This window comes from Streptomyces sp. NPDC040410 (genome assembly GCF_055595715.1).
Genome location: NZ_JBVIVK010000015.1, coordinates 71,162 through 83,017, shown reverse-complemented (window position 1 = coordinate 83,017; position 11,856 = coordinate 71,162). Strand labels below are relative to the sequence as shown.

Below are 11,856 nucleotides of genomic sequence, written 5' to 3'. Positions count from 1 at the left end.
CGGACGTGCGTGAACCGGGGGCGATCGGATAGCAAGGGCACATGGCGGTGTTCGTCGCGCTCGGCGCGTTCCTGATGACGCTGGCCGGCGGCTGGACGGCACAGCGGGTGACCGACCGCCGTCATCTGGTCCTGGGCCTGGCCGGCGGCCTGATGCTGGGCGTGGTCGGCCTGGACCTGCTGCCGGAGGCGCTGGAGGCGGCCGGCACCGAGGTCTTCGGGGTACCGGCGGCCCTGCTGTTGTTCGTGGCCGGATTCCTGCTGGCCCATCTGGTGGAACGCCTGCTGGCCCACCGTCAGGCGGCGCACGGCGCCGAGGAGAGGAACGGCCGAGCGCCCGAGGTGGGCCTGACCGCGGCGGCCGCGATGGTCGGCCACAGCGCGATGGACGGCGTGGCGATCGGCGCGGCCTTCCAGGTGGGCGGCGGCATGGGCGCTGCGGTCGCACTCGCCGTCATCGCCCACGACTTCGCGGACGGCTTCAACACGTACACGATCACGAGCCTGTACGGGAACGCCCGCCGCCGGGCGATCGTCATGCTGTTCGCGGACGCGGCGGCCCCGGTCGTGGGCGCGGCCTCGACCGCGTTCCTCGCCGTCCCGGAGCAGCTGCTCGGCGGCTATCTCGGCCTGTTCGGCGGCGCGCTGCTCTACCTCGCCGCCGCCGAGATCCTCCCCGAGGCCCACCACGAGCACCCCGCCCGCTCGACCGTGCTGTGCACGGTGGCGGGCGCGGCGTTCATCTGGCTGGTGGTGGGCGTGTCCGGATGACCCGGGCGGCGTCACAGCTTGCCGCCCCGCCCGCCGTCGCGCCGCGCGGGCGCGATCAGCGTCGACAGGTAGGGCAGGGGAGCGCCGTCGAGCTCGGCGGCCCGCCGGATGGACTCCTCGGCGAGGCCGAGCGCCGACCCCCAGACGGCGTCGTCGAGCCGCCCGGTCTCCCGCAGTGCCTCGGCGACCTCCTGGGCCTGCCGCCCGAACTTGTAGGCGACGACGGTGCCGGGCCCGTTGAGCGCGTCCTTGAGCACCGCGGCCCCCGCCGTCACCGGCACCAGCGTGAGCGGCTCGGTCCCCTCCGTCAGCACGGCGCCCGACCGCGCCGCGAGATCCTGCATGGCGGTGATCCCGGGCACGGTCTCGACGACGGTCCCCGGCACCAGTTCGGCGATGGTCTGCGCGAGATAGGTGAACGTCGAGTACACGTTGGGGTCGCCGATGGTCGCGAAGGCGACGGAGCCGTGGTCCGTGAGCAACCGCGCGACCCGCCCGCCGGCCGCGTCCCACGCGGCCTCCCGCCGCGCCCGGTCGCTGCGCTCGTTGAGCGCGAACACGACCCGTACGACCTTCTCCTCGGGCACGTAGTGCAACACCGTCGCCTCGGCACGGCCGGGCTCGCCCACATCCGTTCCGTCGGACGCCGCCATGACGGGTACGACGACCACGTCGGCGGCCCGCAGCGCGTTGACGCCCTTGACGGTCACCAGCTCGGGGTCACCGGGCCCCACCCCGACTCCGATCAGCCTGCTGCTCATGACGTCCGGCACCTCTCCACGAACCGACGGGCGACACCGGGCTCGGACGCCCAGTGCGTGTGCAGATAACTGGCGTGCACACCTTGTTGTACAAAGCCTTCGACCCGCCGCCGAGGGGCGCGCACACCCCAGGCGGGAGCCGCCCCGGAACCGGGCTCCACGACCGTGCGGTGGAACTCGTGCCCCCGCATCCGCGTCCCGGCCTCCGCGAGAACGCTGTCACTCACGGCCACGGCGTCCCGGTAGCCGAGGGTGAGCCGTTCGTCCATGCGCGCGGAGGCGTCGAGCACACCGCACATGGGCTGCCCGTCGAGCTCCCGGCAGAGGTAGAGCAGCCCGGCGCACTCGGCGGCGACGGGAGCGCCGTTCTCCGCGAAGGCGGCAACGGCTTTGCGCAGGGGTTCGTTGGCGGACAGGCCGGAGGCGTACACCTCGGGGAATCCGCCGCCGATGACCAATCCGCGCGTGTCGTCGGGCAGTCGCTCGTCACGAAGCGGGTCGAAAACGACGACCTCGGCCCCGGCGGCGGTGAGGAGCTCGATGTGCTCGGCGTAGGAGAAGGTGAAGGCGGGGCCACCGGCAACGGCGATTCTCAGCCTGTCCGGCGTTTGAGGACGAGGCCCTTCGGGCCGCAGCGGGGGTCTGGGGGCGGCAGCCCCGAGGGACGGGACGGGAAGGGGCGGAGGGGGCGAGGAAGCGAGGACCTCAGCCGCGTCCCAAGCCGCACAGGACAACGCACCCGCACTCCGCGCAAGACCGAGCAGCGCTTCCAGATCACACCCCGCCCCGACCTGCGCGGCCATCGCCCCGACCGCGTCCACGGCTTCTGCCCGCCGCTCGGCGACCGGTACCAGCCCCAGGTGCCGCGACGGGGTGTCGACCTGAACCGCCCGCCGAAGCACCCCCAGAACAGGCACGCCGGCGGATTCCAGCGCCTCCCGCAACAACTCCTCGTGCCGATCGGACGCGACCTTGTTCAGGATCACGCCCCCGACCCGCACCTCGGGATCCCAGGACGCGAACCCGTGCACCAGGGCCGCAACGGACCGCGACTGCGACGACGCGTCCACGACGAGGACGACCGGCGCCCGGAGCAGCTTCGCCACATGGGCGGTGGACGCCAGTTCACCCTCTCCCGCGGCCCCGTCGTACATCCCCATCACACCCTCGACGACGGCGATGTCGCAGCCGCCCGCCCCGTGCAGGAACAGCGGAGCGACCAGCTCCGGCCCGCACAGGTACGCGTCGAGGTTCCGTCCCGCACGCCCGGTGGCGAGCGCGTGATACCCGGGGTCGATGTAGTCGGGCCCGACCTTGTGCGGGGACACGGAGAGCCCCCGCGCGGCGAGCGCGGCCATCAGCCCCGTGGCGACGGTGGTCTTGCCGCTGCCCGAGGAGGGCGCGGCGATGACCAGCCGGGGGACGGAGGACAGGGACATCACCACTCGATGCCCCTCTGGCCCTTCTGCCCGACGTCCATGGGGTGCTTGACCTTGGACATGTCCGTCACGAGGTCGGCGAAGTCCACGAGCTTCCCCGGCGCGTTGCGCCCGGTGATCACGACATGCTGGCTCCCCGGCCGGTTCCGCAGCACGTCGACGACCTCGTCCGTGTCGACCCAGCCCCAGTGCATCGGGTACGCGAACTCGTCGAGGACGTACAGCTGGTACGTCTCGGCGGCCAGGTCACGCTTGACCTGCTCCCAGCCCTCGCGGGCCTTCTCCTCGTTGTCCATCTGCGCGTCCCGCTGCACCCAGGACCAGCCCTCGCCCATCTTGTGCCAGGCGACGGACCCGCCCTCACCGGAGTCCCCCAGCACGCGCAGCGCCCGCTCCTCGCCGACCTTCCACTTGGCCGACTTGACGAACTGGAACACCCCGATCGGCCACCCCTGGTTCCAGGCCCGCAGCGCGAGCCCGAACGCGGCGGTGGACTTGCCCTTCCCGATCCCGGTGTGCACGACCACGAGAGGCCGGTTACGACGCTGACGGGTCGTCAGTCCGTCGTCCGGCACCACACTCGGCTGCCCCTGAGGCATTACGCGGCCCTCCTGTCGCCCTGAACTTCCCTGACCAGCCCGGCGATCGAGTCGGCCCGCAGCTCGTCCAGCGTCACCGCCGCACCGCCCAGCTCACCCGCCAGCTGCCCGGCCAGCCCCAGCCGCACGGGTCCCGACTCGCAGTCGACGACCACCGAGGCCACTCCTTCGGCCGCGAACAGCCGCGCCGCCCGCCCGGCCAGCGCGACCGGCTCGGGGCCGCCGGTGGCCCGGCCGTCGGTCACAATCACGACCAGCGCCCGCCGCGCGGGATCCCGCAGCCGTTCCACGCGCAGCACGTCATGTGCCCGCAGCAACCCGGCGGCCAGCGGCGTACGGCCGCCCGTGGGCAGCGTCTCCAGCCGTGCCGCCGCCGCGTCGACCGAGGAGGTCGGCGGCAGCGCGACCTCGGCCGCCGACCCCCGGAAGGTCACCAGCCCGACCTTGTCCCGCCGCTGGTACGCGTCGAGGAGCAGCGACAGAACGGCGCCCTTGACGGCGCTCATCCGCTGCCGTGCCGCCATCGACCCGGAGGCGTCCACCACGAACAGCACGAGGTTGCCCTCTCGTCCCTCCCGCGTGGCCTGCCGCAGATCGTCCCGGCGCACGACCAGGCCCGGTCCGGACCGGCCCCGCGCCCGCTGGTAGGGAGCCGCCGCCCGCACGGTCGCCGCCAGGTGCAGCTTGGTGAGCGCCCCTCGGGGCCGCCGGGCGCCGGTCGTCCGTCCGTGCTCGGTCCGTGCCCGCGAGCGCCGCCCGGCGGCACCCTCGCCCAGGCCGGGCACGCTCAGCACCTTGGTGCGGAAGGGCTCCGAGGCCCGCACGGCGGACTGCTCACCCGAACCCGCGCCCGAGGGCTGCGGCTCGCCGCCCTCTCCGGCCTCGGGGCGCGCCCCCGTGTCACCGTCCTGCGGCCCGTCGGAGTTGGGCGGGTCCGGCTGCCCGCCACCCCCTCCGTCCCCGCCCGGACCGCCCGGACCGTCGGGATCCGGGCCGTCGTCCTCCGGCTCCCCGAACTGCTCCAGCGTCTCGTCGAGCTTCTCCTCGTCGAGGCCCGGCGCGTCGAAGGGGTTCCGGCGGCGTCGGTGCGGCAGCGCGAGCAGCGCCGCCTGCCGTACGTCCTCGGCGAGTACGTCGGTCCGCCCGGCCCACGCGGCCAGCGCGGTGGCCGTCCGGGCCATCACGATGTCGGCCCGCATGCCGTCCACCTCGAACGCGGCGCAGGTCGCCGCGATCTGCCTGAGCGCCCCGTCGCCCAGCCGCACCGACGGCAGCAGCTTCCGCGCCGCCCCGATCCGCGCCCGTACGGCGGCCTCCTCGTCGGCCCAGCGCGCCGCGAACCCCGCGGGATCGTCGTCGTAGGCGAGCCGCCGCCGTACGACCTCCACCCGCTGCTCGGGCTCCCGGGAGGCCGCGACCTCGACGGTGAGCCCGAACCGGTCCAGCAACTGCGGCCGCAGCTCGCCCTCTTCGGGGTTCATGGTGCCGACGAGCAGGAAGCGGGCCGCGTGCCGTACCGAGACACCCTCGCGCTCCACGTACGACGCACCCATCGCGGCCGCGTCGAGGAGCAGGTCGACGAGGTGGTCGTGGAGCAGGTTGACCTCGTCGACGTACAGGATCCCGCGGTGCGCGTCGGCCAGCAGGCCGGGCTCGAAGGCCTTCACGCCCTCGGCGAGCGCCCGCTCGATGTCGAGGGCGCCGACGAGCCGGTCCTCGGAGGCGCCGACGGGCAGTTCGACCATACGGGCCGGCCGGGACCCGAAGGCCCCCGGCTCGTGCGGCCCGTCCGGGCAGGCGGGGTCGGGGGAACCGGGGTCGCACGAGAAGCGGCACCCGGCGACGACGTCCACCTCCGGCATCAGCGCCGAAAGGGCGCGCACCGCCGTGGACTTGGCGGTGCCCTTCTCGCCGCGCACCAGCACACCGCCGACCGCCGGGGAGACGGCGTTCAGCAGCAGCGCGAGCCGCAGGTCGTCCTGGCCGACGACGGCCGTGAACGGAAAGGGGGTACTCACTTCTGGTCGCCCTCCAAGTCGCCTTCCAGCTCCAGGTAGGTGGCCCGCAGCCGCTCCAGCGTGTCCGCGTCCGGCTCGGCCCACAGCCCGCGGTCGGCCGCCTCCAGGAGCCGTTCCGTGATGCCGCGCAGCGCCCAGGGGTTGGACTTCTTCATGAAGTCCCGGTTCTCCGCGTCGAAGACGTACTCCGCGCTGAGCTTCTCGTACATCCAGTCGTCGACGACCCCGGCGGTGGCGTCGTACCCGAAGAGGTAGTCGACGGTCGCCGCCATCTCGAAGGCGCCCTTGTAGCCGTGCCGGCGCATGGCCGCCATCCAGCGCGGGTTGACCACGCGGGCACGGAAGACGCGGTGGGTCTCCTCGCCGAGCGTGCGGGTCTTCACCTGGTCCGGTACGGCGGAGTCGCCGACGTACGCCTCGGGGGAGGACCCCGTCAGATGCCGCACCATGGCGACCATGCCGCCGTGGTACTGGAAGTAGTCGTCGGCGTCGACCAGGTCGTGCTCGCGCGTGTCGACGTTCTTCGCCGCCACGGCGATGCGCCTGAACGCCGTCTCCATGTCCCCGCGCGCCGCCCGCCCGTCGAGCCCGCGCCCGTAGGCGTAGCCGCCCCAGACCGCGTACACCTCGGCGAGGTCGGCGTCCGAGCGCCAGTTGCGGGCGTCGATCAGCGGCAGCAGACCGGCGCCGTACGCACCCGGCTTGGAGCCGAAGACACGGGCCGTGGCCCGCCGCCGGTCGCCGTGTTCGGCGGTGTCCGCGTCGGCGTGCGCGCGGACGTAGTTCTGGTCGGCGGGCTCGTCCAGCTCGGCCACCGCGCGCACCGCGTCGTCGATCAGGCCGACGACGTGCGGGAACGCGTCCCGGAAGAAGCCGGAGATGCGGACGGTCACATCGATGCGGGGACGCCCGAGTTCGGCCGGGGGCACGACCTCGAAGCCGGTCACCCGGCGCGAGGCGTCGTCCCAGACCGGACGGCAGCCCAGCAGCGCCAGGATCTCGGCGATGTCGTCGCCCTGCGTACGCATCGCGGACGTGCCCCACACCGTCAGGCCGACGGACTTCGGGTACTCGCCGGTGTCCTGGAGATACCGCTGCACCAGCGAGTCGGCGAGCGACTGCCCGACCTCCCAGCTCAGCCGGGACGGAATGGCCTTGGGGTCGACCGAGTAGAAGTTGCGGCCGGTCGGCAGGACGTTGACGAGACCACGGGTGGGGGAGCCGGACGGACCGGCCGGGACGTAACCGCCGTCGAGGGCCTTGAGGATGTGGCCGATCTCGTCGGTGGTCTTCTCCAGACGAGGCACCACCTCGGTGCAGGCGAACTCCACCACGGCGACGGCGTCGGGGAGTTCGGTTCCGAGAGTGTCACGCACCAGAGCCGGCACCGCAGCGACGTCCCACGCCCGGGACTCCATGCCCTCCGCGATCCGCCGGCACAGCTGCTCCAGCAGGTCGACGGCGTCGGCGGCGCTGCGCGACGGCCCGTCCACCAGGTCCGTCAGCTCCACCGGCACCTTCACCGGGGCGCCCGGCTCGGCGAGCAGTTCCTTCTCGATCAGACCGAAGTGCTGCGCGAGCGAAGCCCTGAGCCCCGGCAGCGCGTTCGCCTGCCCGCCCCACACCTGCGAGGCGCGCAGCACGGCGAGCACGAGGTTGACGCGCGGCTCGCCGACCGGCCCGCCGCCCAGAACGTGCAGCCCGTCCCGGATCTGAACGTCCTTGATCTCGCACAGATAGCCGTCGATGTGCATGACGAACTCGTCGAACTCGTCGCCGTCCGGCTGCTCGGCGACATGCAGGTCGTGGTGCAGCTCGGCCGCCTTGACCAGCGTCCAGATCTGCGCGCGCACGGCCGGGGCCTTGGCCGGGTCCAGGTCGGAGACGAGCGCGTACTCGTCGAGCAGCTGCTCCAGCTTGGCGAGGTCGCCGTACGTGTCGGCGCGCGCCATCGGCGGCACCAGGTGGTCGACGACCGTGGCGTGGCCGCGGCGCTTGGCCTGCGTGCCCTCGCCGGGGTCGTTGACGATGAAGGGGTAGACGAGGGGCAGGTCGCCGAGCACGGCGTCCGGCGCGCAGCTCTTGGAGAGCCCCAGCCCCTTGCCCGGCAGCCACTCCATCGTGCCGTGCTTGCCCATGTGCACGATGGCGTCGGCGCCGAAAGAGTTCTCCAGCCACCGGTAGGCCGCCAGGTAGTGGTGCGACGGCGGCATGTCGGGGTCGTGGTAGATCGCGATCGGGTTCTCGCCGAAGCCGCGCGGCGGCTGGATCATGACCACGACGTTCCCGAACTGCAGGGAGGCGAGCACGATGTCGTCCCCGTCGACGTACAGGTTGCCCGGCGGCTCTCCCCACGCCTCCAGCATGCCGTCCCGCAGCCCGGGGTCGAGCTTGTCGAACCACGCCCGGTAGTCGGCGAGCGGCACGCGCGCGGGCGCGGCGGCCAGCTGCTCCTCCGTCAGCCACTCGACGTCGTGACCTCCGGCGTTGATGAGCCGGTGGATCAGCTCGTCACCGCCCGCGGGGTATTCGGTGAGGCCGTATCCGGCGTCCCGCAGCGCGTCGAGCACGCGTACCGCCGAGGCGGGCGTGTCGAGCCCGACCGCGTTGCCGACGCGCGAGTGCTTGGTCGGATAGGCGGTGAAGACGAGCGCGAGCTTCTTCTCGGCGTTCGGCTTGTGCCTCAACCGTGCGTGCCGTACGGCGATCCCGGCGACCCGCGCGGCCCGCTCCGGGTCGGCGGCGTACACGGGCACGTCGTCCGGGCCCTGCTCCTTGAAGGAGAACGGGACCGTGACGAGGCGCCCGTCGAACTCGGGGATGGCGACCTGCATCGCCGCGTCCATGGGGGAGAGGGCGGCGTCGGACTCGTCCCAGGCGGCCTGCGACGAGGTGAGGCACAGCCCCTGCAGCACCGGGACGTCGAGGTCGGCGAGCGCCCCGATGTCCCAGGCCTCCTCGTCGCCGCCCGCCGAGGCCTGCGAGGCGTGCGTGCCGCCGGCGGCGAGGACGGTGGCGACGAGGGCGTCGGCGCCGCCCAGGATCTCGTACAGCCCGGCGTCGGCACCGCGCAGCGAACCGCAGTACACCGGCAGGGCGTTGGCGCCGTGTGCCTCGATCGCGTCGCACAGGGTGTCCACGAAAGCGGTGTTGCCGCTGAGTTCATGGGCCCGGTAGAAGAGCACGCCGACCGTCGGACGGCCCTCGACACGGGGACGCCCGCCGTGCACCCCGAACTCGGGCATCTTCTGCGGCTCGACGAACCCCTCACCGGTCAGCAGCACGGTGTCGGACAGGAACCGCGCCAGCTCGGTCAGATTGGCCGGCCCGCCCTCGACGAGATACCGCAGCGCCTCGGCCACGACGCCCGCGGGCACGGACGACTCGGCCATCAGCTCCGCGTCGGGCACGGCCTCCCCGCCGAGCAGCACGGTCGGAACGCCGGACGCCTTGAGCGCGGCGAGTCCGTCCTCCCAGGCACGCTTGCCGCCGAGCAGCCGTACCACGGCGATGCCGGCGCCGTCGAGGAGTCCCGGAAGCTCCTGGGTGACGTCGACCCGGGTCGGGTTGCCGATCCGGTACGAGGCGCCGGAGGCACGCGCCGCCAGCAGATCCGTGTCGGCGGTCGACAACAACAACACTGTGCTCATGCGGGCGCTCCCGGTGGAATGAAAGGCAGTCCTTGCGGCGCGCCCGACTCGATGAGCCGCCAGAGCGCGTCCGTGTCCGCGTGCTGTTCGATCAGGTCGCCGAGCCGGTCGAGCTGCTCCTCGCGCAGCGCGGCGAACGACGTGTCGGCGGCCGGCACGAAGCGGCGGCCCGCGGCGGCCGCCACCTCGCGCAGGAAGGCACGCCGGAAACCGTCCGACTCCAGCGAGCCGTGCCAGTGCGTGCCCCAGGTCTGGCCGACCCGGCAGCCGTCGAGGAAGGAGTCGCCCCCTGTGACGTCGGCGACCCCGTGATGGATCTCGTATCCCTCGACGTGCTCGCCGAGAGCCTCGCCGGACGGCCGGGTGAGGGTCTTCTCGCGGGCGAACCGCACGCGGACGGGAAGGACTCCGAGCCCCTCCACGTGCCCGCGCCGGCTCTCGACCTCGTCCTCGATGTGCTCGCCGAGCACCTGGAAGCCACCGCAGACGCCGAGGACCGGGCGCCCCTCCGCGGCCCTGCGGACGAGGGCGTCCGCAAGTCCCCGTTCCCGCAGCCACTCCAGGGCCCGTACGGTCCCGCGGGTGCCCGGAATCACGACGAGGTCGGCGTCGGCGAGTTCCTCGGGCCGGTCCACGAACCGCACGACGACACCCGGTTCGGCGGCGAGGGCGTCCACGTCGGTGAAGTTGGACATGAGCGGGATCGCGCACACGGCGACCCTCAGTACGTCCTCGCCGACGGGCGGGGCCACGTTCGACTCCCGCACGGTCCCGCGCAGGGAGACCCTCAGCCCGTCCTCCTCGTCGATCCCGAGCCCGTGCCGGAACGGCAGCACCCCGTACGTCCGCCGCCCGGTGAGCCCCCGCAGCATCTCCAGCCCCGGCTCCAGCAGCGAGACATCCCCCCGGAACTTGTTGACGAGGAACCCGGCGACCAGCTCCTGGTCCTCGGGCGACAGCAGGGCGACGGTCCCGAAGAAGGAGGCGAAGACGCCCCCGCGGTCGATGTCGCCGACGACGAGCACGGGCAGCCGCGCATTGCGCGCGATGCCCATGTTCACGATGTCGGTCCGCCGCAGATTGATCTCCGCGGGACTGCCGGCCCCCTCACAGATCACCGCGTCATACGTGCCCCGCAACTCGGCGAGACAGTCCAGCACGGTCCCGAGGAGCTTCTGCTGCCGCCCCCCGTGCAGCCTCTTCCCGGGGGACGACCCCCCGGATCCCCCGAAGAACCCGCGCGCGCTCAGTTCGCCCACGGGCTTGCCCAGGAGCACCACCTGACTGCTCTGCTCGCCGCCGGGCTTGAGCAGCACGGGATTCATCAGCGCGGTCGCCTCGACGCGGCACGCCTGCGCCTGCATGGCCTGCGCCCGCCCGATCTCGGCGCCCTCCCGGGTCACGAACGAGTTGAGGGACATGTTCTGCGCCTTGAAGGGCGCGACCTTGACGCCCTGCCGGACCAGCCAACGACAGATCCCGGCGGTGACGACACTCTTCCCGGCATCGGAGGTCGTACCCGCTACGAGCAGCCCCCCTTTCATGAGGCACGCCCCGGCCGCTGCGACCGCTGAGGGCCGTCGTTCCGCGGGGCGCCGGGGGTCCCCCCGCTCGGGTGAAGCCGAGAGTGCGGGAGGGCGGGCACGGCCTGCGGCGCAGGGCGCCCTGCGACCCGCCCCCGCAGCAGCGCACCAGCCGCACTGACGCCCAGCGCCAGCCAGCCCACCCTCCGCGACAACCGAACAGCCCTCTCGATGTCGGCCACTTGCACAGCACGCCCCTCCCCGTTCAGCACAGGCCGATGCTCAATGCGCCCCCCGTACGACAACGTGCCCCCCAGCCGCACCCCGAGCGCCCCCGCGAACGACGCCTCCACAGGCCCCGCGTTGGGGCTCGGGTGCTTCGCCGCATCGGCACGCCAAGCCCGCACCGCCCCCCGGGGATCGGAACCCGCCACCGCGGCCAGCACGGCGGTAAGCCGCGCCCCCGGCCACCCGGCCAGGTCGTCGAGCCGCGCGGAAGCCCACCCGTACCGGCGGTACTTGGGCGACCTGTGTCCGACCATGGCGTCCAGGGTGTTGACGGCGCGGAACCCGACGAGCCCGGGCACACCGCCCACCGCACCCCACGCCAGCGCCCCCACGACCGCGTCCGAAGTGTTCTCGGCGACGGATTCGACGACGGCCCGGGCGATCCCGTCGGCGTCGAGAGCCTGCGGATCCCGCCCGCACAGATGCGGCAGCCGGGCACGGGCGCCCTCGACGTCCCCCGCTTCGAGGGCACGGCCGACGGCCCGCGCCTCGCGCCCCAGGGTGGTCCCGCCCACCACGGCCCAGGTGGCGGCGGCGGTGAGCGCCACGGAGGCGGCACGGGAGGGGCGTACGGCCGAGGCGGCGACGGCGGCGAGGGAGACGGCACCGCCCACGCACACGGCGGTGTGCAGCGCGCCGTGCCCCCGGTGGTCACGCCACAACACCCGTTCCACGGCACCCGCGGCCCGTCCGAACGCGGCGACCGGATGCCCGCGGCGAGGATCGCCGAGGAGCAGGTCACCGAGGAGGCCGGCGGCGGCGCCGTACGCGAAGACGCGATCGGCACGCATCAGCTCAGCCGACCGCG

Annotated in this window: 8 protein-coding genes; 1 reads left to right on the top strand and 7 read right to left on the bottom strand. The window is 73.3% G+C overall.

The features are described 5' to 3' along the window. Positions 1-41 precede the first annotated feature (41 nt). Positions 42-770 carry a ZIP family metal transporter gene (locus tag ACZ562_RS27230; protein ID WP_471184121.1) on the top strand — a complete coding sequence of 243 codons (729 nt, stop codon included), beginning with the start codon at positions 42-44 and terminating at the stop codon, positions 768-770. Between the two features lie 11 nt (positions 771-781). Here the strand turns inward: ACZ562_RS27230 and cobI are convergent, their stop codons facing one another. The 7 genes from cobI to ACZ562_RS27195 are packed head-to-tail and all read right to left on the bottom strand — an operon-like array spanning position 782 to position 11,839. Next, positions 782-1,531, bottom strand: a complete 750-nt coding sequence (cobI, locus tag ACZ562_RS27225) for a precorrin-2 C(20)-methyltransferase (RefSeq protein WP_471184119.1) — start codon at positions 1,529-1,531, stop codon at positions 782-784. Then, positions 1,528-2,970 carry a cobyrinate a,c-diamide synthase gene (locus ACZ562_RS27220; protein ID WP_471184116.1) on the bottom strand — a complete coding sequence of 481 codons (1,443 nt, stop codon included), beginning with the start codon at positions 2,968-2,970 and terminating at the stop codon, positions 1,528-1,530. Before ACZ562_RS27220 ends, cobI begins: the two co-directional genes overlap by 4 nt. After that, on the bottom strand, positions 2,970-3,569 hold the full coding sequence (cobO, locus tag ACZ562_RS27215) for a cob(I)yrinic acid a,c-diamide adenosyltransferase (RefSeq protein ID WP_471184114.1): 600 nt from the start codon (positions 3,567-3,569) through the stop codon (positions 2,970-2,972). Before cobO ends, ACZ562_RS27220 begins: the two co-directional genes overlap by 1 nt. Beyond that, on the bottom strand, positions 3,569-5,587 hold the full coding sequence (locus ACZ562_RS27210) for a putative cobaltochelatase (protein ID WP_471184112.1): 2,019 nt from the start codon (positions 5,585-5,587) through the stop codon (positions 3,569-3,571). The genes cobO and ACZ562_RS27210 overlap by 1 nt, the downstream gene beginning before the upstream one ends. Then, positions 5,584-9,237 carry a cobaltochelatase subunit CobN gene (gene cobN, locus ACZ562_RS27205; protein WP_471184109.1) on the bottom strand — a complete coding sequence of 1,218 codons (3,654 nt, stop codon included), beginning with the start codon at positions 9,235-9,237 and terminating at the stop codon, positions 5,584-5,586. Before cobN ends, ACZ562_RS27210 begins: the two co-directional genes overlap by 4 nt. Next, positions 9,234-10,781, bottom strand: a complete 1,548-nt coding sequence (locus tag ACZ562_RS27200; RefSeq protein WP_471184106.1) for a cobyric acid synthase — start codon at positions 10,779-10,781, stop codon at positions 9,234-9,236. The genes cobN and ACZ562_RS27200 overlap by 4 nt, the downstream gene beginning before the upstream one ends. Then, complete coding sequence (locus tag ACZ562_RS27195) at positions 10,778-11,839, bottom strand: cobalamin biosynthesis protein (protein WP_471184104.1); 1,062 nt, start codon at positions 11,837-11,839, stop codon at positions 10,778-10,780. Before ACZ562_RS27195 ends, ACZ562_RS27200 begins: the two co-directional genes overlap by 4 nt. Positions 11,840-11,856 lie beyond the last annotated feature (17 nt).